This is a genomic window from Streptomyces sp. NPDC057302, assembly GCF_042667685.1.
Classification (GTDB): Bacteria; Actinomycetota; Actinomycetes; order Streptomycetales; family Streptomycetaceae; genus Streptomyces.
Window position 1 is genome coordinate 81,665 of sequence record NZ_JBHUZJ010000020.1, and the last position, 24,793, is coordinate 106,457.

Genomic DNA, 24,793 nt, shown 5'->3' on the forward strand with positions numbered 1-24,793 from the left:
TCGCCACAAGGCGATGCCCACCCCTCGGGGGTGCGTCAGCTCTGAAGAGCCAGGCCAAGAGCTATGACTGAGGAGTCATCTTCTGCTCGAAGCCCGGGTTCTTCTTCAGCCAAGTGTCGACGGCCTCGGGCTCACTGCCCTTGCCCGCCTTGTTGATCTCGTTCTCCAGGCTGGCCAGTTCCTTCTCGCTCATCTTGAAGTCCTTGAGCCACTTCGTGAGCTGCGGGTACTGCTTGGGGAACTCCTTGCTGGAGATCGTGCGGATCGTGTCGCCCTTGCCGAAGCCGACCTTGGGGTCCTTCAGCTTGGTGAGCTTGTACTCGTTGTACGCCCAGTGCGGCGACCAGAGCAGGACCGCGACCGGCTCCTTCTTGGCGTACGCCGACTTCAGCTCGGACAGCATCGCCGGCGTCGAACCGGAGACGATCTTGTACTCCTTGTCCAGGCCGTAGCCGGGGAGCACCTTGTCCTTGAGCGCCGTCATCACGCCCGTGCCGGGCTCGATGCCGATGATCTTGCCGTTGAACTTGTCGCCCTTGCCCTTGAGGTCCTCGAGCGACTTCACGCCCTTGACGTAGGACGGGACGGCGATCTCCAGGGACGTCGGGCTGTACCAGGAGCCCAGGTCCTTGAGGTTCGCCTTGTTCTTGTCCCAGTACTGCTTCTGGGCCGTCGGCAGCCAGGCGTCGAGATCCAGGTCGAGGTCGCCCTGCGCGAGGGCGGTGTAGACCGGGCCGACGTCGGAGGGCGTCAACTTCATCTTGTAGCCGCGCTTCTCCAGGACACGCTTCCAGAGATTGGTGACGGCGATGTTCTCGTCCCACGCGAAGTACGCGGCGTTCAGCGGACGCTTCGCCTCGGCGGGGGTGGAGTTCTTCGGCAGCGGGGCCAGCTTGTCGACGACGCCCGGGTTCTTCTTGAGCCAGGCGCGGACGGCTTCCTGCTGCTTGCCCTTGCCCGCCTTGTTGATCTCCGCCTCAAGACTCGTGAGCTGCTTCTCGCTCATCTTGAAGTCCTTGAGCCACTTGGCGACCTGCGGGTTCTCCTTGGAGAAGCCCTTGCGCGCAAGCGAGTGCACGCCGTCGCCCTTGCCCCAGGCGCCCTTCGGGTCCTTGAGCTTCTTCAGGTCGAAGTCGCTGTAGGCCCAGTGCGGCGACCAGAGCGTGGTGACGATCGGTTCCTTCTTGGCGTACGCGCGCTTCAGCTCGGCCAGCATCGCCGGCGTGGAGCCGTCGACGACCTTGTACTCCTTGTCGAGCCCGTACTGCTTGAGGACCTTGTCCTTGAGCAGCCCCATCATTCCGGCGCTCGGCTCGATGCCGACGATCTTGCCCTTGAACTTGCCGCTCTTGCCCTTGAGGTCCTCGAGCGAGTCGACGCCCTTCACGTACGAGGGCACGGAGAGTTCGAGCGAGGTCGGGCCGAACCACGAACCCAGGTCCTCGAGCTTGTCGCCGTACTTCTTCCAGTACGCGGCGTGCGTCGTCGGCAGCCAGGAGTCCGTCTGGAAGTCGACGCTGCCCTGGGAGAGCGAGGTGTAGAGCGGGCCCGCCTCGAGCTGCTTGGTCTGCGGCTTGAAGCCGCGCTGCTCCAGGATCTCCTTCCAGAGGAAGGTGGAGGCCACGCCCTCGTCCCAGGGGATGTAGCCGATGTTGATTTCCTTGCCCTGGCCGACGTTCTTGCCGCCGGAGGCGACGTCCTCGGAGGCCGAACCGCCGAAGACGCCCATGCCGCCCGCGACGAGCGCGAGGACGACCACACCGACGACCGCGACCGCGGCCTGCGGACGGTAGGTGAAGATGTTCAGGCCCTGCGCGGCACGCAGCTTCGCGATGGCGCGACGGCCCAGCGGGGAGACCTGGGTGCCCAGCGAGCTGGTCATCCGGTCCAGGTAGATCGCCAGGATGACGATGGCGACGCCCGCCTCGGAGCCCAGACCGACGTTCAGCTGGCCGATGGCCTCGTTGACGTCGGCGCCCAGGCCCTCCGTGCCGACCATGCCCGCGATGGCGGCCATGGACAGGCCCAGCATGATGACCTGGTTGACACCGGCCATGATCGTGGGGAGCGCGAGGGGCAGCTGGACGCGGAGCAGGATGTTGCGCGGCGTGGTGCCGAACGCGTCCGCGGCCTCGACCAGTTCCTTGTCGACCTGGCGGATGCCCAGCTCCGTCATGCGGACGCCGGGGGCCAGGGCGAAGATCAGGGTGGCGACGATGCCCGCGGGGGCGCCCATCCCGAAGAAGAGGATGGCGGGGATGAGGTAGATCATCGCCGGCAGCGTCTGCATGAAGTCGAGCACCGGGCGGACGATGCCGCTCACCGTGCTGGACCGCGCCGCCCAGATGCCCACGGGCACGGAGATGACGAGCGCGATGATCGTCGAGACGAGCACCAGGGCCAGCGTCATCATCGCGTGGTCCCACAGGTCCAGCGAGATGATGAACGCGAAGCCCGCGAAGGTCAGCACACCGGCGACCACACCGCGCAGCCAGAAGGCGATGACCGCGAAGATGCCCGCGAGGAGCAGCGGCTCGGGCGCCTGGAGCACGTCGGATATGCCGTCGTACGCGCCCTGGAAGACGGTCTGGAAGAAGTCGAACAGCCAGGCCATGTGGCTGAGCAGCCAGTCGACACCGTCGTTGACCCACTCGCCGAAGGGAATCCTAGGCACCGCTGACCACCTTGCCCACAGCCTGTCCGCCGTTGTCCTGCGTCGTGTCCCGCGTCTTGTCGAGCGGGACGGCGGTGTCCTGCGGCTCGTTCTCGGGGGTCATCGGCTCGCCGAGCACGGCGAGCAGCCGCGCCCTCGGTACGACACCGATGAGCGCGCCCTCGTCGTCGGTCACGGCGACGGGCACGTCACTGGTGGAGCACGGCGTGAACAGCTCGATGATCGGCGTCTCGGCCCTGACCGTGGCAGGGGCCGCGGACAGCACGTCCTGTGCGGTCTTCAGCTCCTTGCCCTCGGTCGTCCTGGTGCCGAAAGCGGTCTCGGGCTCGGCCATGATCGCGCCCGCCGTGAGGACACGGGAGCGGTCGACGTCCTGCGTGAACGCGGCGACGTAGTCGTTGGCCGGGGTGACGAGGATGTCCTCGGCGGTGCCGATCTGGACGATCTCGCCGTCCCGCATGACGGCGATCTGGTCGCCCAGGCGCATGGCCTCGTTCAGGTCGTGGGTGATGAAGACGATGGTCTTCTTCAGCCGCTTCTGGAGCTCGAGGAGCTGGTCCTGCATGTCGCGGCGGATCAGCGGGTCGAGCGCGCTGAACGACTCGTCCATGAGGAGCAGGTCCGCGTCGGTCGCCAGCGCGCGGGCCAGGCCCACGCGCTGCTGCATACCGCCGGAGAGCTCGTCGGGCCAGGACTTCTCCCAGCCCTTGAGCCCGGCGAGTTCGAGCGCCACCGTGGCGCGCTCCTCGCGCTCGGCGCGCGGCACGCCCTGCACCTCGAGGCCGTAACCGGCGTTCTCGAGGACGCTGCGGTGGGGGAAGAGCGCGAAGTGCTGGAAGACCATGCTGATCTTCTTGGAGCGCACCTCGCGCAGCTCACGGGCGCTCAGACCGGTCAGGTCCTGGCCCTCGAACAGCACCTGTCCGGCCGTTGGTTCCGACAGACCGTTGAGCATGCGCAGCAACGTGGACTTGCCGGATCCGGAGAGACCCATGACGACGAAGATCTGGCCCGGCTCGACCGTGAAGGAAGCATCGATCACCGCGGCAGTGGTGCCCTCGGCGCGCAGTTCCTCTCGGTCGGTTCCGTGGCGGAGTTTCTCCACCGCGTCAGCGGGTCGTCTGCCGAATACCTTGTACAGGTGTTCGGCTTGCAGCCTGGACACATACACCTCTCGGGTTGAACCAAGACGGCCCGCCTCCCCCGCCGGCGGGCCGTGGAGCGACGCGGGTTCTGCCCGCTATTTACCCGGCGAAATAGTTGAATCCTCGACCGGAGGCGCTCCGGCTCGGCGCCTGCCCTCACTTACACAGATCAAACGCAAGAGTGTTCCAGTTCACATTCCGTTCACTTCTGTCGACCGGCAGGTGGCTCGATCCGGCCCCTGCCCGGCGGGGTCGCGGACGGTGCGCTGTCAGTGCCGTGCGGCATGATGCGAAGGTGACTCAGCAAACGCGACGGCTCATGCTGCTCGACACGGCGTCCTTGTACTACCGGGCCTATTTCGGGGTCCCCGATTCCGTGAAGGCCCCGGACGGCACACCGGTCAACGCGGTGCGCGGCCTGCTGGACTTCATCGCCCGGCTCGTCCAGGACCACCGCCCGGACGACCTGGTCGCCTGCATGGACGCGGACTGGCGTCCGCACTGGCGGGTCGAGCTGATCCCTTCGTACAAGGCGCATCGCGTCGCCGAGGAGGTCGAGCAGGGCCCGGACGCCGAGGAGACCCCGGACACGCTCGCCCCGCAGGTCCCGATCATCGAGGACGTCCTGGACGCCCTCGGCATCGCCCGCGTGGGCGTCCCCTCGTACGAGGCGGACGACGTGATCGGTACGTACGCGGGCCGCGCCACCGGCCCCGTCGACATCGTCACCGGCGACCGCGACCTCTATCAGCTGGTCGACGACGAGCGCGGCATCCGCGTCCTGTACCCCCTCAAGGGCGTCGGCTCCCTCCAGCTCACGGACGAGGCCTGGCTCCGCGAGAAGTACGGAGTGGACGGCTCCGGTTACGTGGATCTGGCCCTGCTGCGCGGCGACCCGAGCGACGGGTTGCCCGGCGTGCCCGGCATCGGCGAGAAGACGGCGGCCAAGCTGCTCGACGCGTACGGAAATCTGGCCGGAATCATGGCCGCGGTCGACGACCCGACGAGCAAGCTGACCCCCTCGCAGCGCAAGCGGCTCGACGAATCCCGTCCCTACGTGGCCGTCGCACCGACGGTGGTCCGCGTCGCGGGCGACGTACCGCTGCCGGATGTGGACCTCGCGCTTCCGGATGAGCCCCGCGATCCGGCGGCTCTGGACGACCTCGCCGAGCGGTGGAACCTGGGCGGGGCACTTAAGCGGCTGCTCACGACTCTCCAGGACTGAGGTGTTAGCTTAGGTAAGCCTAAGCAACATTTGATCAGGGGAGGCAGCCGCCATGGCGGAACGTCCGGCACGCAAGGCACCGAAGACTCATCTCGCACAGGTGGTGAGCACCGAGCGCCTCACCCCGCACATGCAGCGCGTCGTCCTGGGCGGCGAAGGCCTCGCCGAGTTCACGGCGGGCGACTCCACCGATCACTACGTGAAGCTGCTCTTCGGCGCCGAGGGCGTGACCTATCCGGAGCCGTTCGACATCCAGCGGATCCGCGAGGAGTTCCCGCGCGACCAGTGGCCCGTGACGCGCACGTACACGGTGCGCTCCTGGGACCCGCAGACCCGCGAGCTCGCCGTGGACTTCGTCGTCCACGGCGACGAGGGCCTCGCCGGCCCGTGGGCCAAGAACGTCCGGCCGGGCGCCACGATCCACTTCCTCGGCCCCGGCGGCGGGTACGCCCCGGACGCCGAGGCCGACTGGCACCTGCTCGCCGGTGACGAGAGCGCGCTGCCCGCGATCGCCGCCGCCCTGGAAGCGCTGCCCGACGGCGCCAAGGCGCACGCCTTCGTGGAGGTCGCCGACGCGGACGAGGAGCAGAAGATCAGCTCGGCCGCGCAGATCGTGTGGCTGCACCGCGGCGAGCGCCCCGTGGGCGAGGCACTCGTCGAGGCCGTACGCTCCCTCGACTTCCCGGCGGGCGACGTGCAGGCGTTCGTGCACGGCGAGGCCGGTTTCGTGAAGGAGCTGCGCCGCTATCTCCGCGTGGAGCGCGAGGTGCCCCGCGAGCGCCTCTCGATCTCCGGCTACTGGCGCCTGGGCCACAACGAGGACGGCTGGCAGGCCTCCAAGCGCGACTGGAACGCCCAGGTGGAGGCGGAACAGGAGCCGACGCCCACCGCGTGACTCTGCGGGCAGCCCCGGCAGGGGCGCGGGGAACGGCGCGACAAGCCCCCACCGGCCCGGCGGCCGAGATGCAGCCAAAACCGGTTTCCCCCCGGCGGTAGCCGCTGGCACCATGCCCGCATGCCCTTCAAGATCTCGGACGTCGTTGAGGCAGGCACCCTCGCCGGCCAGGAGCAGCCGACCATCCCCGTCCCCGGCGGGCTCCTCATCCGCCCCTGGCAGGCGGCCGACGCCCCCGCCGTGTACGAGGCGTTCCAGGACCCGGTGATCCAGCGCTGGCACGCCCGCGTGGCCGATTCCGTCGACGAGACCCGCGACTGGATCGACGGCTGGCGCAAGACCTGGGCCGAGGAGACCGACGCGCACTGGGCCGTCGCCGACGCCGCCACGGACGCGGTGGTGGGCCGGATCTCGCTGCGCCTCATCGTGCTCGGCGACGGACAGGCCGAAGTCGCCTACTGGACCATGCCGTCGGCCCGCGGCCGTGGCATCGCCCCGCGCGCCCTGACGACGCTGAGCGACTGGGCCTTCGACGAGGTCGGCCTGCACCGCCTCGAACTCACCCACGCCACCGCCAATGAGGCCTCCTGCCGCGTCGCCCTCAAGACCGGCTTCGCGCCCGAGGGCACCAAACGCAGCGCGGTGCTGCACGCGGACGGCTGGCACGACATGCACCTGCACGCCCGTATCCGGGGCATCCGGGGTGACGAACCGGCGGGCTCCTGACCTGGACGACCTGGCAGGAGGCCGCCGCCAGGCCCCGTACTCTTGCCGGTTGTGACCCGCAAGCCCCGCATCCCGCCCTCACCCCTGCCGCAGCGCCGCGGCGTCGACCCCATGCGGGTCAAGCTGCCGGCCGACGGAGCGTGGGCGACCGTGCGGGACCATCTCGTCGAACGGCTCAAGGCCGGGCCCGGGGTGATCGACGGGATGCTGCGGGAGGGTCTCGTCGTCGGCGTGGACGGGCTTCCCGTGGCGCCGGACGCCCCCTATGTGCCCGGCGCCTTCGTGTGGTTCCACCGGGAGCTGCCGGACGAGGTCCCGGTGCCGTACGGCATCGAGGTGGTGTACCGCGACGAGCACATCGTCGTCGCCGACAAGCCCCACTTCCTGGCGACCACCCCCCGCGGCAGTCACGTCACCGAGACCGCGCTCGCCCGGCTGCGCAGGGATCTCGGCATCCCCGCGCTCGGCGCCGCGCACCGCCTCGACCGGCTCACCGCGGGCCTCATCCTCTTCACCGTGCGGCCCGAGGAACGCGGCGCCTACCAGACGCTGTTCGGCGAGCGGCGGGTGCAAAAGGAGTACGAGGCCGTGGCCCTCCACGACCCCGGCGTCGAACTCCCCCGCACCGTGCGCAGCCACATCGTCAAGGAGCGCGGCATCATCGCCGCGTACGAGGTCCCGGGCGCCGAGCCCAACAGCGAGAGTCACATCGAACTCGCGGCGCACAAGGGCACGTTGGCGCGCTACCGGCTGACCCCGCACACCGGCCGCACCCACCAGCTGCGCGTGCACATGAACGCCCTGGGCCTGCCGATCCTCGGCGATCCGGTCTATCCGCTCGTGACGGGCCCGGTGCCGCCGGACGACTTCCGGCGGCCCCTTCAACTCCTGTCCCGCGTACTGGAGTTCACGGACCCCGTCACGGGCGTCGACCATCGCTTCGTCAGCGCACGCGCGTTGGGCGCCTGGGCCTCGTACGACAGCTGGGCAGGCCCGTCAGCGGACGGTCAGTAACCCCGCCACCAGGTCACCAGCCTGCGCCACGCCCCCTGCCTCGGCACGGGAGCCACCACGGGCACGGACTCCGGCGCGGGCGGCGGCGACACGGGCTGCGCCACCGGCGCGGGCGTCGCCGGGTACGCGGGCCGCGGCTTGGGGGACGACACATGCCAGTCGTCCCGTGCGCCCGGTACCCGCGCCATGGGCCGCGCCATCACGTCCTGCGGAGGCCGCGGCGCGAAATGCACCGGGAGCTCGACCAGATGCCCGGAGAGAATTGACGAGGTCCACCTCAACTCATGCTCCTCGACGGAGAGTTCCACGTCGGGGAAGCGCATGAGCAGTGCGTCCACGCCCGTCTCGGCGATGGCGCGGCCGATGTCCTGCCCCGGGCACTCGTGCGGTCCGCCGCCGAACGCCAGATGGGAGCGGTTGCCCTGCATGTTGGCGGCGAGATCCGGCCGGACCACGGGGTCGACGTTGCCCGGCGCGATGCCGAAGATCAGACCGTCGCCCGCCTTGATCTGCTGGCCGCCGAGCTCCGTGTCCTGCTTGGCGAAGTAGCCGACCATGGCACTGAACGGCGGCTCGTCCCACAGGGACTGCTCGACCGCCTCGGGGACCGTCATCTGGCCGCCGCTGAGCTGGGCGCGGAAGCGCGGGTCGGTGAGGACCATGCGCAGGGCGTTCGCGATGAGGTTGGCCGTCGCCTCGTACGCGGCGATGAGCACGAGCCGCAGGTGCGCGCCGACCTCGGTGTCGGTCAGCTGCTGCGGCTGCGCGATGAGGTTGCTGGTGAAGTCCTCCTCGGCCTGCACCCGGCGCCGCGCCACCAGGCGCATCAGCGCGTCCATGATGTATTCGTTGCTGGCGATGGCGGTCTCGGTGCCCCGGAGCATGTCCCGGGCGGCCTGCACCATCCGCTCGCTGTACTCCTCGGGCATGCCCAGGACATGGCACATCACCATCATCGGCAGATGCTCGGCGAACTCGCTCACCAGGTCGGCGCGGCCGTTCTGGCAGATGTCGTTGAGCAGGAGATTGCTGTAGCGGTTGATGTAGCGGCGGATGCCCCGGTGGTCGAGGCCCGCCATGGCGCCGGTGACCGCGCCACGAAGCCGCTGGTGCTCGTCGCCCTCCACGAAACTGGCCATGGGCTGCCAGGTGACGACGGGGGCGAGCGGGTGGTCGGCGCCCATGGTGCCGTCCTGGACGGCCCGCCACTGGCGCGAGTCGCGGGTGTACTGCGAGGGGGTGCGCACCATGTGGAGGTTCTCGCTGTGGCCGAGGACCGCCCAGATGGGTACGTCGTTGTGGAGCAGGGCCGGGGCCACCGCGCCGTGCTCGGCGCGCAGCTTCTCGTAGAGGCCCGAGAGGTCGGTGTCCGCCTCGGGCCCGAACAGCCTGCGCAGACCGCCGGCGCCGAGACCGTGCGCGGGGCAGCCGGGCGGGGGCATGGCCGGGTCGTCCATGCCGGGGTGGGAGTGGGAAGGGGTCGTCACGTTCGTCGCTCCGGGGTTGCGGATGAGATGAGGTGTCAGACGCGGGCCACAGACAGGGAGTGCAGGTACCGCATGAGGGTCAGCAGGGTGTCCCGGCTCGATGCGCGCTGCCGGGCGTCGCACTTCACCATCGGGACCGCCTCGTCCAGGTCGAGGGCGTGGCGCAGCGCGTCCATCGGGTGGCGGGGCGCGTCGGGGAAGTCGTTGACGGCGACGACGAAGGGCACACCGCGCTCCTCCAGGCGGCCGATCACGTCGAAGCTGACTTCGAGGCGTCGGGTGTCCAGGAGGACGACCGCGCCGAGCGCCCCTTCGAAGAGGCCGTTCCACAGGAACCAGAAGCGCTCCTGGCCGGGGGTGCCGAACAGATAGAGCACCAGCTCTTCGGAGATGCTGATCCGGCCGAAGTCCATCGCGACGGTGGTGGCCGTCTTGGTCTCGGAGCCGTAGTTGTCGTCGACACCGATGCCGGCCTGGGTCATGGTCTCTTCGGTGGTCAGCGGACGGATCTCGCTGACCGAGCCGACCATCGTCGTCTTGCCGACCCCGAACCCGCCCACGATCACGACCTTCACGGCGGCCGTGGCCGTGTGCGGCAGTACGTCCTCGCTGCTGGGGCCGGTGATCGTGTCAGAGTTTTTGAAGTCCATGCATCACCGCTTCGAGAAGGGAACGATCGGGGAGCGTGGAGCGGACGATCGGCGCGCGTGCCTGTACCAGGTCCGCGCCGAGCATGTTCGTCAGCAGGATGGTCACCACGCTGAACGGCAGCGCGAGATAGGCGGACAGCTCGGCGACGGACAGCGGCGTCGTGCACAGGCGCAGGACGACGGAGTGTTCCGGCTGGGCCGTGGGCGCCGCCTCGCCGTGCGCGACGATCAGCGTGACGAGGTCGAGCGGCGCCCTCTCCGTGTCCTCGCCGGTCAGGATGTAGAGCCGCTCGGGATTCTCCGGGCTGCGCCGTTCCCGTTGGGGTGGGTCGTCCCGGGGAGGGTCGTCCCGGTGGGAGGGGTTCTCGCCGTGCGGAGGATTCATACGGCCTGCCCGTCTCGCCGGGGCGGGCTCGTCAGGTGGGCGCCGATCCGGACGACCAGGTCCCGCATGCGGTTGCCGATGAGACCCGCGTCGACGGTCTCGTCGGCGAGCACGGCGAGGTAGGCCCCCGCTCCGGCGGCCATCAGATAGAAGTAGCCGCCGCCGACCTCGATGATCACCATGCGCATCCCGCCGTCGGCGTGCGGGATCTCGGTGGCGACCGCGGCGGCCAGGGACTGGAGTCCGGCGCAGGCGGCGGCGATCCGGTCGGCGGCGTCGGGGTCGCCGCCGTAGCGTGCGATGCGCAGGCCGTCCGCGGAGAGCACCACGATCTGCCGGGTCTGCGGCACGCCGTCGGCGAGTTCCTTGAGCATCCAGTCGAAATTGGCCCGTTGCTGGATCACTTCCAGCCCCCCTCGTCGGCGTTGTCGGCACCGTCGGGGGTGCCGTGGTCGTTCTCGCTGTGGCCCTTGGGGAACAACGGGTCGTCGTCCACGGAATCGTCGCCGTTGACGCCCTTCATGAAGGCCTCGATCCAGAGGCCCGGCTCCTTCTCCTCCTTCTTCGCCGGTTCGGGTGCCACCGGTGCGGTGCCCTGCGGGGCGTACTGGGCGCGCTGCTTGGCGTACTTCTCGTCCGCGGCCTCCTGGGCGAGCCGCTCGGCGAGCGGGGTGCGGACGCGGCTGCGGCGCTGCGGCAGTCCGTTTGACGTCCACTCGGTGACCTCGGGGATGTCGTCCTCCATGGCCGCGGCGAGCGACTTGGAGAGCGGCGGTCCCGCCGTCATCACGCGGGGCTTCTTGCGGCGGATGCCCTGGGTCTCCTCGATGGGCCTGCCGTCGGAGTTGACCCGGGGCACCGCGGACGCGCCGATGCCGTGCGCGAGGCCGGGTGCGGGTCCCGTGGTGATCATCTCGCGCGGGACGATGAGGACCGCGCGGACGCCGCCGTACGCGGACTGGCGCAGCGAGACCTGGAGGTTGTACATCTGCGACAGCCGGCCCACGACGGCCATGCCGAGGCGGGGGGTCTCACCGAGGTCGTTCAGGTCGATGCCGGCCTGGGCCTGGGCGAGCATGCGCTCGGCCCGTGCCCGCGCCTCCTCGCTGAGGCTGACGCCGCCGTCCTCGATCTCGATGGCGATGCCGGTCTGCACCTCGACCGCGGTGACGTGCACGCGGGTCTGCGGCGGCGAGTAGCGCGTGGCGTTGTCGAGCAGCTCGGCGCAGGCGTGGATGAGCGGTTCCACGGACGTGCCGCGGATGGCGACCTTGGCGATCGAGTGCAGGTCGACGCGCTGGTACTCCAGGATCCGGGACATCGCGCCGCGGAGCACGCTGAACAGCGGTACGGGCTTGGGCCATTGGCGTCCCGGTCGGGCGCCGCCGAGCACGGTGATCGAGTCGGCGAGGCGGCCGATCAGGGCCGTGCCGTGGTCGATGCGGAGCAGGTCGTCGAAGACCTCGGGGTTGCGGCCGTGGAACTCCTCCATCTCGCGCAGTTCCGCGGACTGCTGATGGACGATGACCTGGACGCGCCGGGCGATGTTGACGAAGGCGCGCTGCGAGGACTCGCGCATCGCCTCTCCGGTGTCCAGGGTGTCCAGGACGTTGCGGAGCATCTTGCGCTGGGACTGCGGGAGTTGGGAGAAGGACTCGTCGCCGTCGACGAGATTGCGGATCACTTCCGAGGGGGCTTCGCCCTGCCGCAGCCGGAAGACGGCCTCGGGGATGATCTCCCTGCCCAGGCGGACGGTCTCGTCGTCATGGGACGCGATGCGCTGCTCCAGGAACGCGAGCCGCCGCGCGTACTGCGTGTGCAACTCCCGGATGGTCCGGCCGCGGCGCGCTGCTTCGGCGCCGACCGCGACGACCACGAGGGTCGCGATCGCGCCGCACCAGCCCACCGCGATGCGGGCGGGTTCCGGTACCGCGGCGACGGCGGCTCCGGTCGCCGCGGCCATCAGCATGGCGGGCAGCAACAGCACACGTGCGTAAGGGATTTCTCGGCCACCGGGAGGCGATTGAACACTCACCATGTATGCCCTCTGAACAGTTGTCTTGGGGGAGGAATGGGGGTTGAAGCCATGAAATGTGGGGAGTTTACGGGGAGTTGAGCACGGTAGACGTATGCGAACTATGGAAAGAATTGGGAACAAGCGCGCGAATCTATCGCAACTCGTTTCAACTCGCCGCGCTCCGGGCGAGCTTAGTCCGCCGGAATCATCGTCGAGTCATATTCAGCAACCCTCTGCAGCCGCCTTGCCGACAGGCATACACTCGGCTCCATTTACACGCGTGGCGATCATTCGAACACGTGGAGTGACGGGGTCGAACAGGCGGGAACACGGCTCCGGACGACCCCCGTTCGCCTCGTCGTACGTTCGGGAACAAGCCGGGGAATGGGCACGGCACAGCCGTGGTTGACGCTCTGCATGAAGGGCTGTTCCCTTGGGCGCATGCGCCCTCAGCTGCGTCTCGTCACGCGCGACCACATCGACTTCGGTCGCGTGTGGTCCGCGTCGTGTTGCTTCTGACTGCTTCCAAGTCAGCGCACACCACGACCAGTTGAGATGAGACCCCGCCATGCCCGTCGAGTTCCTCGGCATCGCCGCGACCAACGAAGGCTCCGAAGTCACCGCGCGCTCGGGCGTGTCCTTCGACAAGGACTACACGCTCCGGCTCGCCCGTGCCCACGAGGACCACGGCTGGGACCGTGTCCTGTTCGCCTACGGATCGGGATCCCCCGACCCCTCCCCCGCCGCCGCCTACATAGCGGCCCGCACGGACAAGCTCCAGATCCTGGTGGCGCACCGCCCGAACGTCTCGTACCCCACCTTCGCCGCGAAGACCTTCGCGACCCTGGACCACATCAGTGACGGCCGCCTGGCGGTGCACTTCATCACGGGCGGCAACGACCACGAGCAGCAGCGCGAGGGCGACTTCCACGCCAAGGACGAGCGGTACGCGCGCACCCGCGAAGCCATCCAGATCATCAAGAAGGCGTGGACCTCGCACGAGCCGTTCGACCACGAGGGCGCGCACTACCGCTTCAACGACTTCGTCAGCGACACCTTCCCGGTCCAGCAGCCGCATCCGCGCGTCTCGTTCGGGGGCTCGTCGCCCGCCGCGTACGAGGCCGGGGGCGCCGAGGCGGACATCTACTGCCTGTGGGGCGAGCCGCTCGCGCAGACCGCGGAGCAGATCGAGTCGGTGAGGGCGGCGGCGAAGGCGGCCGGGCGCACGGACGTCCCGAAGATCCAGGTGGCCTTCCGCCCGATCATCGCGCCGACCGAGGAACTGGCCTGGGAGAAGGCACACGCGACCCTGGCCCGCATCAAGGCCCGCAAGGCGGGAGCGCCCCTGTCCCGCCGCCATCCGCTGACGAATCCTGAGAACTCGGGCTCCCGGCGCCTGCTCGCGGCGGCGGCCTCGGGTGAGCGCCACGACCGCGCGCTCTGGACCCCGACGGCCGCGGAGACCGGCGGCGCGGGCAATTCGACCGCCCTGGTGGGCACTCCGGAGACGGTCGCCCAGGCCCTCCTCGACTACTACGACCTGGGCGTGGAAATCCTCTCCGCCCGGGGCTACGACCTTCTGGACGACGCGATCGACTTCGGGCGGCACGTGATCCCGATCGTGCGGGACGAGGTGGCGAAGCGGGACGCCTCCCGGGCGAGCACGGCGGCGTAGGCAAAAGGGCGGGCCCGGGGGTCGGACTCTCCCCCGGGCCCGCCCCCCACTTTCCGTCAGCCGACCGAGCTGTACGCCACCACACCCCGCAGCAACTGGTCCACGGCCTTGCGGGCGTTCTTCGCCACGGTCGACCCCTCACGCGGAGCGGCGGCCGAGATCTGTCCGAGGACGTCGATCACCTGCTTGCACCACCGCACGAAGTCCCCCGCGGGCATCTCGACCTCGCGGAGCACCTCGTCGAGGCCCTTGTCGGAAGCCCACATGTACGCCGCCCAGGCGAACCCGAGGTCGGGCTCGCGCTGCCCGACCCCTTCCGCCTGGTTGATCTTGAACTCTTCCTCCAGGGCATCGAGCCGCCCCCAGATCCGCACCATCTCGCCGAGGGAGGCCTTCACCTTCCCGGAGGGCAGCTTGGGGGCGAGTGCGTCGTCCGCCATCCGGGCCTCGAACACCAACGCCGAGACGCACGCGGCCAGTTCGGCGGGGCTGAGCCCCTCCCACACGCCTTCGCGCAGGCATTCGCTCGCGAGGAGGTCCAGCTCTCCATAGAGCCGGGCCAGCCGCTTGCCGTGCTCGGTGACCTCGTCGCCCCGCAGATAGTCCATCTCGGTCAGCAGCGCGACGATCCGGTCGAAGGTCCGCGCGATGGTGTTCGTGCGCCCCTCGATCCGCCGCTCCAACTGCACGGTGTCCCGCCGCAGGCGGTAGTAGCGCTCGGCCCACCGCGCGTGGTCCTCGCGCTCGTCGCACCCGTGGCAGGGGTGCGCCCGCAGTTCCGTACGGAGCCGGGCGATCTCCTGGTCGTCGGCCGCGACGGCGCGGCCCTTGCGGTGCCGCTCCGGAACGATGTGCCCGGCCTTGGTGCGCAGCGCGGACGCCAGGTCCCGGCGCGACTGCGGCGAGCGCGCGTTGAACGACTTCGGGATGCGCATCCGCTCCAGCGCCTCGACCGGCACCGGGAAGTCCATCGAGGCCAGCCGCTTGACCTGCCGCTCGGCGGTGAGGACCAGCGGCCTCGGGCCGTCCTGGTGCTCGAAGCCCCGGTGGCCGTTGACCCGTCCCGCGGGAATCCCCGGATCCAGGACGAGCGCGAGGCCCGCGTACTTCCCGGCCGGCACGTGGATGATGTCACCGGGCTTGAGCTTCTCCAGGGCGGCGGCCGCGGCCACCCTGCGCTGGCTGGCGCCCTGCTTGGCGAGCTCGGTCTCCCGGTCCTTCAGCTCGCGGCGCAGGCGCGCGTACTCGTCGAAGTTGCCCAGGTGGCAGGTCATCGAGGCTTTGTAGCCCTCGAGGCCCTCTTCGTTCTTCTGCACCTGGCGCGAGATCCCGACGACCGACTTGTCGGCCTGGAACTGCGCGAAGGACGTCTCCAGGAGCTCACGCGAACGGTGGCGCCCGAACTGGTCGACCAGGTTCACCGCCATGTTGTACGACGGCTTGAAGCTGGACCGCAGCGGATAGGTGCGCGTGCCGGCGAGTCCCGCGAGGTGCTCCGGGCTCATGGCGCGCTGCCACAGGACGACCGCGTGGCCCTCGACGTCGATGCCGCGCCGCCCGGCACGGCCGGTCAGCTGCGTGTACTCGCCGGGGGTGATGTCCGCGTGCTGCTCGCCGTTCCACTTGACGAGCTTCTCCAACACCACACTGCGCGCGGGCATGTTGATGCCCAGGGCGAGTGTCTCGGTGGCGAAGACCGCGCGCACGAGGCCGCGCACGAAGAGCTCCTCGACGACCTCCTTGAAGGTCGGCAGCATGCCCGCGTGGTGCGCGGCGATGCCACGCTCCAGGCCTTCCAGCCATTCGTAGTAGCCAAGGACGTGCAGGTCCTCGTCCGGGATGGCGGCCGTGCGCTCCTCGACGATCTCGCGCACCTGCATCCGCGCGTCCTCGTCGTTCAGCCGCAGTCCCGCGTGCAGGCACTGCTGCACGGCGGCCTCGCAGGCCGCGCGGCTGAAGATGAAGGTGATCGCGGGTAGGAGGCCCTCGGAGTCGAGCCGGTCGATGACCTCGGGGCGGCCCGGGGTCCAGATCCGCGACCGCTGTCTGCGCTCACGCTCGCGGTCGGCCTCGCGGACCATCTTGCCCTTGCGGCGCTCGCGCGGGTTGTACGAACGGCTGGCCTCCATCCGCGCCATGCGCGTGAGGTCGGGGTTGACGGCCTTGCGCTGGCCCTCGCCCTCCTCGAAGAGGTCGTACATCCGGCGCCCGGCCAGGACGTGCTGGAACAGCGGCACGGGCCGGTGCTCCGAGACGATCACCTGCGTGTCGCCGCGCACGGTGTCCAGCCAGTCGCCGAACTCCTCGGCGTTCGAGACGGTCGCCGACAGGGAGACCAGCGTCACCGACTCCTGGAGGTGGATAATCACCTCTTCCCAGACGGCGCCACGGAAGCGGTCGGAGAGGTAGTGCACCTCGTCCATCACCACATAGCCGAGGTTCAGCAGCGACTGCGAGCCCGAATACAGCATGTTCCGCAGGACCTCGGTGGTCATGACGACCACGGGCGCATCGGAGTTGACGCTGTTGTCGCCGGTCAGCAGACCGACCTTGTCCGCGCCGTATCTCTTGGAGAGGTCGGCGTACTTCTGGTTGGAGAGCGCCTTGATGGGCGTCGTGTAGAAGCATTTCTTGCCCTGCATCAGGGCCAGGTGCACGGCGAACTCGCCGACGATCGTCTTGCCCGAGCCCGTGGGGGCGGCGACGAGCACACCCTTGCCCGCCTCGAGCGCCTGACAGGCCTCGATCTGGAAGGGGTCGAGGCCGAATTCGTACATCTCGCGGAAGCCAGCGAGTGCGGTGGCCTGCTCGACAGCGCGCTCGCGCGCCGCCGCGTACCGCTCGGCCGGTGAGAGGTCCTCTGTCATCGTGCTTTCGAGACTACCGGCCACCACTGACAACGGACGATCATTATCTGCCTTACGACGCTTACGGGCTTACGGCGCTAGCGGCCCTTCGGGGACCAGTACCCGCACGGCCCCCGGCACACACTCCGCCGTCAGCGGGAGCAGCCCGAGCTGCTCCCCGTCCGCGTACCCGGTGACGTCCGGGGCCGCGAGCTCCACCTTCGCGGCCCGGAACACGGTGACCTTGGGGTGGTCCAGGTGCGTGCCCTTGTAGACCCGCGGGAAGACCTTCAGGAGCGTGGTGCGGCTGCAGTCGCCGACGACCGTGACGTCGAAGAGACCGTCGCTCATGTCGGCCCGCGCGCAGATCTTCATGCCACCGCCGTACGACGATCCGTTCCCGACGGCGACGAGCGTCGCGCGGACCTCGTGGACCCGGCCGCCGTCCAGCATGATGCGGTACGGGACGGGCTTGAAGGCGGCCAGCTCGGCGGCCATCGCGAGGTCGTACTTGAAGCGCCCGGTGGGCCAGCGCATCCGGTTGCCCCGGTCGTTGACCCGCGAGTCGAAGCCGGAGGCGAGCACGGTGCCGAACCACGTCTTGCCCACCCGTCCCAGGTCGACGTCGCGGGTGCGCCCCGCGAGGAGCGCGTCGGCGACGACCGCCCCCGCCGCGGCCGGGTCGCGCACCGGAAGCCCGAGCGCACGCGCGAAGTCGTTGCCGGTGCCCACGGCGATCACCCCCAGGGGCGTCGAGGTCTGCGCGACGGCCTGCAGCGCGAGGCTGGCCATGCCGTCACCGCCGACGGCTATCAGCGCGCGCGTACCGGCGGAGACGGCGTCACGGGCCCGGCGCAGCGCGTCGGCGGAGTCCTCGCCGATGACCGTGCGCACGGAGAATCCTGCGGCCCGCAACGCGGAAGCGGCCGGCTGCGCCGCGTGGGCGCCCCGGCCGCGTCCCGCGGTGGGATTGACGAAGAGGGTGATCTCGCTGGTCACGGCCGGACCATACAAGGTCAGGTCACGTCGTCGAAACCGTTTACCCGATCTCGGTTCGCGCCGTCGCCGCTCGCCTGCTCGGGCAGCGCACGGTTCGCGGACACGGGCTCGATCTCGCCGACGTCCTCGGGGGTGAGGTCGAGGTCGGACGCCTCGTCGTCATCGGGCCCACTCGCCTCGATCTTGGCCTTGCGCCGGTCGTTGGCGAGCGAGAAGGCGGTGGCCGCGAAGTAGAGCACCCAGATCGGTCCGGCGAGCATCATCATGGTCAGCGGGTCCGTGCTGGGCGTCGCCACGGCCGCGAAGACCGTGATGCCCATGATCATCCCGCGCCACCAGCCGAGCATCCGCTTGCCGGTGAGCACCCCGGTGAGGTTCAGCATCACCAGCAGGAGCGGCAGCTCGAAGGAGAGGCCGAAGACGATCACCATGCGGGTGACCAGGTCGATCAGTTCGTCGAGCGGCAGCTGGTTGTCGACCCCGACGGGCGAGAAGTCGAGCAGCACGCGCGCCATCGTCGGCAGCGTCTTGTACGCGAAGTACCCGCCGCCGAGGAACAGCGGGAAGCCGGCGCCCACGAAGCCGTAGGCGTACTTCTTCTCGCTCTTGTGCAGGCCGGGGGCGACGAACGCCCACAGCTGGTAGAGCCAGACCGGCGACGCGAGCACCACACCGGCCATCAGGGAGATCTTCAGGGCGAGCGTGAACGGCGTGATCAGACCGTTCAGCACAATGCGCGCGCAGGTCTCCTCGCCGCCCTTGTCCGCCAGCTCGGCGAAGCTGGAATCGCAGCCCACGGAGCTCAGGATCGGGTTCGTGAAGAACTCGATGATGTCCTTGTAGAAGAAGGCAGCGACGATCGCGACGACGATGATGGCCAGCACGGCCTTCGCGAGCCGGTTGCGGAGCTCGCGCAAGTGCTCCGCAAGCGGCATCCGCCCCTCGGGATCCTGTTCCTTCTTGCGGGCAGACTTGAGCAACCCACGTCCTCATCTCGTGCGGCAGGCCGGCCGTCGCCGGCCTTGGATCAGCGCTTAGTCGTGCTGTCGGTGGGCTCGGTGACCGGGCGGGAGCTCGTCACGTCGCCGGGCGCGGCCTGGATCGTGCGCGGCTGGGCGGCGGAAGGGTCACCGGGCGGGTCGGCCGGGGCGGCTTCGTCCTTCTTGCCGTCCGTCTTCATCGCCTTCGCCTCGCTCTTGAGGATCCGCGCGGACTTGCCGAGCGACCGGGCCATGTCGGGAAGCTTCTTCGCGCCGAACAGCAGAACGATGACGACGAGAATGAGAATGATCTCGGGGGCGCCGATCTTTCCGAACATAGGTCTTTACCTTCTCACCGAGGCGGCAGGGGCGGGGCTGCCGGACAGGCCGGACTTGCTGTCCGGCCACCGTGCTGGCAGCGATCGTAACGCTCAGGGGTGAACGCAGGGCAATCCCTGTGCGTACTCCCAGTTGCGGCCCGCGCCTCGCAACTCCGGGCCACTTCAGCAGCGTACCTGCCGGACAAGGGAAGTTGACAGGCCGCGGTGTCGATGCGCGTCTCCGTGGCACCAGCGGGTTTCACAGGATTTAAAGGACATCTCGGCCCGCACGGGCCACACCCGTCGCCGCCGCTTCGAGATCCTCCGCCGCGCGGTTGATCCGCTGTGTGGTCTCCGTCACTTGGACACTGAGGCGCTGCGCCTCGATGAAGACCCTGATCGCCAGTACGCCGAGCACGGCGAGGCCACAGAACCCCGCGGCAATCGCCAGCATCGCCCAGAACATGCGCCGAGCCTAGACGGTCGAGTGCAGACGCAGCGTCCGCACCCCGCCGCCGGTGAGCAGTTCGACGATGCGCTCGCCCGCGGGCTTGCGCACCGCGGTGTCGCACTCGGGGCAGGTGAACGAGTAGAAGGTGGTGCGGGCGGAGGCGCCGATGGCCAGCCGCAGGGAGCCCGCGGAGAGTTCGAAGCGGGCGCGGCAGTCGGGGCAGGCGGCCTTGAAGAGCACAGGAGCGATTCTCGACATTCCGGGAATCTCGGACATGATGCTGGTGTTCAACGCCCTTGCTCCTGCCTGTCGTACGACCCGTCGGGGCCTCTGTCGTAGGCCGCGAGCGCCTCTCGGGCCGCCAGCCGTGCGCTGTCCGCGAGATCCACCGGGGAGACGATGTGCCCGTCCCCGCCGAGCCGCAGCGCGAGCCTGCGCAGCGAGGTGGGGTCCGGGGTGCGCAGCGTGATCCGCAGGCCCCCGTCGGGGAGCTCCTCGGCGCTGTCGTGGGGGTAGTACTCGGCGACCCAGCGGCCGCCGGGGCCGACCTCGATGACCACTTCGGGGTCCTCGGCGGCGGGCTGCACGAGCCCCTCGGAGAGGTCGCGCAGTTCGACCTCGGGCGGCGACGACGGCTCGTCCAGGATCTTGATCTCGGCCACCCGGTCGAGGCGGAAGGTGCGGCGCGCCTCGGAGAGGTAGCACCACCCCTCCATGTACGTGTGCCCGACGGCGAAGAGCCTGATCGGGTCGACCTCGCGCTCGGTGAGCTCGTCGCGTGCGGGTGAGTAGTAGCGCAGCCAGAGCCTGCGCCGCTCGGAGATGGCGCGGTCGACGTCGGCGAAGACGCCGCCCTCGGACTCGAAGGTCACCGAGAGGCGCGCACTGGCGCCCGCGTTCTCCCCAGCTGCCGTCTCCAGCTTCGCGGTGGCGCGCACCAGCGCCTGCCGGTCGCTCTCGCGCAGCCCCGGCAGCGTGGAGACCGCGCGGGCGGCCACCAGGAGCGCGGTGGCCTCGTCGGCGGCGAGCCGCAGGGGGGCCGCCACGTCGTCCGGGTTGTGCCACCAGATGCGGTCGCCGTCGGTGTCGATGTCCAGGAGGTCGCCGCCGCGGAAGCTGGTCCCGCACAGCGGCAGCACGTCCAGGTCGGAGATCAGCTCGTCCTCGGTGATCCCGAAGGCACGGGCGACGTCATGTACGTGGGCGCCGGGGCGCTCACGCAGATACGTCACCAGGGAGAGCATCCGCCGGGTCTGGTCGATGGCGTTCGAGGCCATGGTCTGTACGTCCCCTCAGCCCTTGGCCACGGCGCGCAGCCGGTCCACCACGTCGGCCCGCAGCTCCGCGGGCTCCAGGACCACCACATCGGGTCCGAACTCCACCAGCCAGGCGTCGAGCCCGTGCCCGTACGGAATCTCCAACTCGTCCCACCCCTCGCCCACTTCACGTATCTGGGCGGCCTTGGCGCGCAGCGGGTAGCCCGCGCCCTTGCGCAGTCTGATCAGCGCGGAGCGGTCGGCGCTCTCCCCCGCCCAGCTCGCGACGGTCTCGCGCACCGTGACCACATCGGGGATCTCGGCGGTGAACTTGCCGGCGCGGGCACGGACCTTCCCGGTGATGCGGGAGAGCCGAAAGACGCGCTCGGCGCCGCGGTCGCGGTCCCAGCCCGCGAGGTACCAGTGGCCGCGCCAGCACTCCAGCGCCCACGGCTCGACGTGGCGCTGCTCGGGGCGGGCCGCGGTCGCCTTGCGGTAGTCGAAGACGACGGGGCGGCGGTCGCGGCAGGCGAGCATCAGCGGTTCGAAGGACGCCTCGTGCACGGGGATGCGCGGTTCGAGCGCGCTGTGCGTGCCGTACGGGTCGAGGTCCTCCGGCAGGCCCGCGGCGCGCAGCTTCTGCAGGGCGCCGCTGGCGGCTCCGGCGAGGCGTGCCTGCTGCCAGACCTTGGCCGCGAGGCCGAGCGCGGCGGCTTCCTCGGCGTCGATGGTGATGGGCGGGAGGCGGTTGCTGTCGCGGCGCGCGAGATAACCCACCTCGCCGTCGAGGTTCTCCACCGTCTCGATGACCAGGCCGAGTTCGCGCAGATCGTCCTTGTCGCGCTCGAACATCCGGTTGAAGGAGTCGTCGGACCCCGCCTCCAGATAGGCCTCGATGGACTCGCGCAGCTCGCGCTTGCTGAGCGGACGCCGCGTCCCCAGCAGACACAGCGCCAGGTTCATCAGCCGCTCGGCCTTGGCAATGGCCATCGACGCCCTTTCTCAACAGTGCTTCCGACCGCCGACCGTACCGCCCCGGGGTGTCGTGGGAAAAGCCGAGGGCCCATGCCGGAACAGGCATGGACCCTCGGTGGGCAGGTCTGATCAGACCCTGGACCCAGTCGTCGCTCAGACGCCCATGAGGTCGCAGACGAAGATCAGCGTCTCGCCGGGCTCGATGGCGCCGCCACCGGCACCGCGGTCGCCGTACGCCAGGTGGGCGGGGATGGTCAGCCGGCGGCGTCCGCCGACCTTCATGCCCTGGACGCCCTGGTCCCAGCCTGCGATGACCTGACCGGCGCCCAGCTGGAACTGGAGCGGCGTGCCGCGGTTCCAGGAGGCGTCGAACTCTTCACCGGTGGAGAAGGCCACGCCCACGTAGTGAACCTTGACGGTGGCGCCCAGCTTGGCCTCCGGGCCGTCACCCTCCCAGATCTCCACGATCTCGAGTTCACTGGGGGCCGGACCGTCGGGGAAGTCGATCTCGGGCTTCTCGATGCTCACGTCACATGCTCCTGCTTTGATACGAATGGCCAGCCGGGACAGTGTTACATCTTTGCCAGGATGTCCACGGTGAAGACCAGCGTGGAGTCCTTCTTGATGGTGCTGCCCTGCGGCGGCTGGTCGCCGTAACCGAGCTTCGGGGGAACGACGATCAGGACGCGGCTGCCGACCTTCTTGCCGGTCAGGCCCTGCGCCCAGCCCTTGACGACCTGCGCGAGCTGGAACGAGGCGAGCTGACCGCTCTTGTACGAGGAGTCGAACTCCTTGCCGTCGGCCCACAGCACGCCCTTGTACTGGCACAGGAGGCTGTCGGTCTCCTTGATCTCCTCGCCGTCGCCCTCGAGCACGTAGGTCGCGACGAGCTTGGTCGGGGCGTCCTTCTTCGGGACGTCGACCGAGGGGGCCTTGCCGTCCGTGTTCGTGCCGACCTTGGGGAGGTCGATGTTGGACTGTGCGACCTTCTTGCCGTTGGCCGAGCTCTTGGCGCTGAAGGTGCCCACCAGGTCGACGACGAAGACCAGCGTGTCGCTGCCCTTGATGCCCGCCTGCTTGTTGCCCTCGGTGCCGTAACCCATCTTCGGCGGGATCGCGAGCTGCACGCGGCTGTCGAGCTTCTTGCCGACCAGGGCCTGGTCCCAGCCGGGGATGACCTGTCCGGTGCCGATCGGGAAGACCGTGGGGTTGCCGCGGTCGTACGAGTTGTCGAAGACCTTCGCCGTGGCCCAGATCTGGCCGAGGTAGTTGGCCTGGAGGTAGTCGCCCTTCTTGACCTCGGTGCCCTTGCCCTCGACGAGCGTCTTGACCGCGAGGTCGGAGGACGGCTTGCCGGACCCCTTCGCGACGGTCGGCTTCTGGCCGAACTTCGTCCCCTTCGTGATCTCGGGCAGCGGCCCGTCCACGATCTTCGCCGTCGGCGCGGCCGAGGACGAGTTGGAGGGGGACGGGGTGTCGCTTGACTTGGCCTTGTCGGCCTTTTTGTCGTCACCACACCCGGCCAGCGTGAGCAGGCCGGCCGGAACAGCAAGGAGAAGTGAGCGTCGGCGCACGGTGGGGGCCTCGTATCGGTCGATCTTGTCGGTTGGCGTGCGCGCAACTCTACGCATGGAGAAGGGCGCCGTACGAGGAACGTACGGCGCCCCGCGTTGCGTTCCCGCAACGCATCTCCTGTATCAGGGTTTACATACCGGCGATCAGTTTCTCCACCCGGTCGTCCACCGACCGGAAGGGGTCCTTGCACAACACCGTGCGCTGTGCCTGGTCGTTGAGCTTCAGGTGCACCCAGTCGACGGTGAAGTCGCGGCGCTGCTCCTGGGCCCTGCGGATGAAGTCGCCGCGCAGCCGCGCGCGGGTGGTCTGCGGCGGCACCGACTTGCCCTCGAAGATCTTCAAGTCGTTGCAGATGCGGGCGGCTTGGCCCTTCCTCTCCAGGAGGTAGTACAGCCCGCGACGGCGGTGGATGTCGTGATACGCGAGGTCTATCTGCGCGACCCGGGGATGCGACATGGTCATGTTGTTCTTCGCTCGGTACCGCTCGATGAGCTTGTACTTCATGACCCAGTCGATCTCGGTGCCGATGCGGTCGAGGTCCTCGGCCTCGATCGCGTCGAGGGTGCGGCCCCACAGCTCCAGGACCTGCTCGACCGTGCCCGTGCGGATGCCGCGGCGGTCCACGAAGTCCACGGCCTTCTCGTAGTACTCGCGCTGCACGTCCAGGGCCGAGGCCTCGCGGCCGCTGGCCAGGCGCACCTTGCGGCGGCCCGTGATGTCGTGACTGACCTCGCGGATCGCCCGGATCGGGTTCTCCAGGGTCAGGTCCCGCATCACCGTGCCCGCTTCGATCATGCGCAGGACGAGGTCGGTGGCGCCGACCTTCAGGAGCATGGTCGTCTCGGACATGTTCGAGTCACCGACGATGACGTGCAGCCTGCGGTAGCGCTCGGCGTCCGCGTGCGGTTCGTCGCGGGTGTTGATGATCGGCCGGGAGCGGGTGGTCGCGGAGGAGACCCCTTCCCAGATGTGCTCGGCACGCTGGGAGACGCAGTACACGGCGCCGCGCGGAGTCTGCAGCACCTTGCCCGCGCCGCAGAGCAGCTGTCGCGTGACGAGGAAGGGAATGAGGATGTCCGCGAGCCGCGAGAACTCCCCGTGCCGGGCCACCAGATAGTTCTCGTGGCAGCCGTAGGAGTTTCCCGCCGAGTCGGTGTTGTTCTTGAAGAGATAGACGTCGCCCGCGATTCCCTCCTCGTGCAGGCGGCGTTCGGCGTCGACGAGCAGGCCTTCCAGAATGCGCTCGCCCGCCTTGTCGTGCGTGACCAGCTCGGTCACGTTGTCACATTCCGGTGTTGCGTATTCCGGATGTGACCCGACGTCAAGATAGAGGCGGGCGCCGTTCCGCAGAAAGACGTTGCTGCTGCGGCCCCATGAGACAACACGGCGGAAGAGGTAGCGCGCCACCTCGTCAGGCGACAGACGGCGCTGTCCCCTAAACGTGCACGTGACGCCGTACTCATTCTCCAGCCCGAAAATGCGGCGGTCCATGACTGAA

23 protein-coding genes are annotated in these 24,793 nt (G+C 69.3%); 5 read left to right on the forward strand and 18 right to left on the reverse strand.

All coding sequences use genetic code 11. The features are described 5' to 3' along the window. Nucleotides 1-61 precede the first annotated feature (61 nt). Together ACFUPX_RS17185 and ACFUPX_RS17190 are read right to left on the reverse strand one after the other, a co-directional pair. Nucleotides 62-2,674 carry an ABC transporter permease/substrate binding protein gene (locus ACFUPX_RS17185; protein ID WP_383322319.1) on the reverse strand — a complete coding sequence of 871 codons (2,613 nt, stop codon included), beginning with the start codon at nucleotides 2,672-2,674 and terminating at the stop codon, nucleotides 62-64. Beyond that, nucleotides 2,667-3,839, reverse strand: coding sequence for a glycine betaine/L-proline ABC transporter ATP-binding protein (locus tag ACFUPX_RS17190; RefSeq protein ID WP_383322322.1), 1,173 nt, complete (start codon nucleotides 3,837-3,839; stop codon nucleotides 2,667-2,669). Before ACFUPX_RS17190 ends, ACFUPX_RS17185 begins: the two co-directional genes overlap by 8 nt. Before the next feature lie 299 nt (nucleotides 3,840-4,138). On the opposite strand from ACFUPX_RS17190, the gene ACFUPX_RS17195 reads away from it, so the two are divergent. From ACFUPX_RS17195 to ACFUPX_RS17210, 4 genes are all read left to right on the forward strand, one after another. Beyond that, complete coding sequence (locus ACFUPX_RS17195; protein ID WP_383322398.1) at nucleotides 4,139-5,044, forward strand: 5'-3' exonuclease H3TH domain-containing protein; 906 nt, start codon at nucleotides 4,139-4,141, stop codon at nucleotides 5,042-5,044. Between the two features lie 52 nt (nucleotides 5,045-5,096). Beyond that, a complete protein-coding gene (locus ACFUPX_RS17200; RefSeq protein WP_383322325.1) occupies nucleotides 5,097-5,939 on the forward strand; it encodes a siderophore-interacting protein in 843 nt (280 codons plus the stop codon). Between the two features lie 120 nt (nucleotides 5,940-6,059). Next, nucleotides 6,060-6,665, forward strand: coding sequence for a GNAT family N-acetyltransferase (locus tag ACFUPX_RS17205; protein ID WP_383322328.1), 606 nt, complete (start codon nucleotides 6,060-6,062; stop codon nucleotides 6,663-6,665). A 51-nt stretch (nucleotides 6,666-6,716) separates the two neighbouring features. After that, the gene (locus ACFUPX_RS17210; RefSeq protein WP_383322331.1) at nucleotides 6,717-7,679 is read left to right on the forward strand and encodes an RluA family pseudouridine synthase; all 963 of its coding nucleotides are present in this window, start codon (nucleotides 6,717-6,719) and stop codon (nucleotides 7,677-7,679) included. Here ACFUPX_RS17210 and ACFUPX_RS17215 read toward each other — a convergent pair. The 5 genes from ACFUPX_RS17215 to ACFUPX_RS17235 form a co-directional block, all read right to left on the reverse strand. Then, on the reverse strand, nucleotides 7,673-9,136 hold the full coding sequence (locus ACFUPX_RS17215; RefSeq protein WP_383322401.1) for a cytochrome P450: 1,464 nt from the start codon (nucleotides 9,134-9,136) through the stop codon (nucleotides 7,673-7,675). The two genes, ACFUPX_RS17210 and ACFUPX_RS17215, sit on opposite strands and share 7 nt — an antisense overlap. Before the next feature lie 65 nt (nucleotides 9,137-9,201). Next, nucleotides 9,202-9,816 (reverse strand): ATP/GTP-binding protein, encoded by a 615-nt coding sequence (locus tag ACFUPX_RS17220; protein WP_383322334.1) that lies wholly within the window; start codon nucleotides 9,814-9,816, stop codon nucleotides 9,202-9,204. Beyond that, the gene (locus tag ACFUPX_RS17225) at nucleotides 9,797-10,201 is read right to left on the reverse strand and encodes a DUF742 domain-containing protein (RefSeq protein ID WP_383322337.1); all 405 of its coding nucleotides are present in this window, start codon (nucleotides 10,199-10,201) and stop codon (nucleotides 9,797-9,799) included. The genes ACFUPX_RS17220 and ACFUPX_RS17225 overlap by 20 nt, the downstream gene beginning before the upstream one ends. Beyond that, the gene (locus ACFUPX_RS17230) at nucleotides 10,198-10,605 is read right to left on the reverse strand and encodes a roadblock/LC7 domain-containing protein (protein WP_363210896.1); all 408 of its coding nucleotides are present in this window, start codon (nucleotides 10,603-10,605) and stop codon (nucleotides 10,198-10,200) included. Before ACFUPX_RS17230 ends, ACFUPX_RS17225 begins: the two co-directional genes overlap by 4 nt. Continuing rightward, nucleotides 10,602-12,239 carry an ATP-binding protein gene (locus ACFUPX_RS17235; RefSeq protein ID WP_383322341.1) on the reverse strand — a complete coding sequence of 546 codons (1,638 nt, stop codon included), beginning with the start codon at nucleotides 12,237-12,239 and terminating at the stop codon, nucleotides 10,602-10,604. Before ACFUPX_RS17235 ends, ACFUPX_RS17230 begins: the two co-directional genes overlap by 4 nt. Nucleotides 12,240-12,786: 547 nt before the next feature. Here ACFUPX_RS17235 and ACFUPX_RS17240 point away from each other — a divergent pair. Beyond that, nucleotides 12,787-13,893, forward strand: coding sequence for an LLM class flavin-dependent oxidoreductase (locus ACFUPX_RS17240; RefSeq protein WP_383322344.1), 1,107 nt, complete (start codon nucleotides 12,787-12,789; stop codon nucleotides 13,891-13,893). 56 nt (nucleotides 13,894-13,949) lie between these two features. On the opposite strand, the gene ACFUPX_RS17245 is transcribed toward ACFUPX_RS17240, so the two are convergent. The 11 genes from ACFUPX_RS17245 to pafA form a co-directional block, all read right to left on the reverse strand. Next, complete coding sequence (locus ACFUPX_RS17245; protein ID WP_383322347.1) at nucleotides 13,950-16,760, reverse strand: DEAD/DEAH box helicase; 2,811 nt, start codon at nucleotides 16,758-16,760, stop codon at nucleotides 13,950-13,952. A 69-nt stretch (nucleotides 16,761-16,829) separates the two neighbouring features. Continuing rightward, nucleotides 16,830-17,738 (reverse strand): diacylglycerol kinase, encoded by a 909-nt coding sequence (locus ACFUPX_RS17250; protein WP_383322350.1) that lies wholly within the window; start codon nucleotides 17,736-17,738, stop codon nucleotides 16,830-16,832. 17 nt (nucleotides 17,739-17,755) lie between these two features. Then, a complete protein-coding gene (gene tatC, locus ACFUPX_RS17255) occupies nucleotides 17,756-18,718 on the reverse strand; it encodes a twin-arginine translocase subunit TatC (protein ID WP_383322353.1) in 963 nt (320 codons plus the stop codon). A 47-nt stretch (nucleotides 18,719-18,765) separates the two neighbouring features. Continuing rightward, nucleotides 18,766-19,056: a Sec-independent protein translocase subunit TatA gene (gene tatA / locus ACFUPX_RS17260; protein WP_361057089.1), complete on the reverse strand. Its 291-nt coding sequence runs from the start codon at nucleotides 19,054-19,056 to the stop codon at nucleotides 18,766-18,768. 250 nt (nucleotides 19,057-19,306) lie between these two features. Next, complete coding sequence (locus tag ACFUPX_RS17265; protein WP_383322357.1) at nucleotides 19,307-19,504, reverse strand: hypothetical protein; 198 nt, start codon at nucleotides 19,502-19,504, stop codon at nucleotides 19,307-19,309. 9 nt (nucleotides 19,505-19,513) lie between these two features. Then, nucleotides 19,514-19,765: a hypothetical protein gene (locus ACFUPX_RS17270; RefSeq protein ID WP_383322403.1), complete on the reverse strand. Its 252-nt coding sequence runs from the start codon at nucleotides 19,763-19,765 to the stop codon at nucleotides 19,514-19,516. A gap of 11 nt (nucleotides 19,766-19,776) precedes the next feature. Then, nucleotides 19,777-20,766, reverse strand: a complete 990-nt coding sequence (locus ACFUPX_RS17275) for a helix-turn-helix transcriptional regulator (RefSeq protein ID WP_383322360.1) — start codon at nucleotides 20,764-20,766, stop codon at nucleotides 19,777-19,779. Between the two features lie 15 nt (nucleotides 20,767-20,781). Continuing rightward, nucleotides 20,782-21,735: a helix-turn-helix transcriptional regulator gene (locus ACFUPX_RS17280; protein ID WP_383322363.1), complete on the reverse strand. Its 954-nt coding sequence runs from the start codon at nucleotides 21,733-21,735 to the stop codon at nucleotides 20,782-20,784. Between the two features lie 138 nt (nucleotides 21,736-21,873). Next, entirely contained in the window at nucleotides 21,874-22,248 is a 375-nt protein-coding gene (locus ACFUPX_RS17285) for an FKBP-type peptidyl-prolyl cis-trans isomerase (protein WP_383322366.1), read from the reverse strand. 44 nt (nucleotides 22,249-22,292) lie between these two features. Then, nucleotides 22,293-23,294 carry an FKBP-type peptidyl-prolyl cis-trans isomerase gene (locus tag ACFUPX_RS17290; RefSeq protein ID WP_383322405.1) on the reverse strand — a complete coding sequence of 334 codons (1,002 nt, stop codon included), beginning with the start codon at nucleotides 23,292-23,294 and terminating at the stop codon, nucleotides 22,293-22,295. 130 nt (nucleotides 23,295-23,424) lie between these two features. Continuing rightward, nucleotides 23,425-24,786, reverse strand: a complete 1,362-nt coding sequence (gene pafA / locus ACFUPX_RS17295; RefSeq protein ID WP_383285455.1) for a Pup--protein ligase — start codon at nucleotides 24,784-24,786, stop codon at nucleotides 23,425-23,427. Between the last annotated feature and the right edge of the window lie 7 nt (nucleotides 24,787-24,793).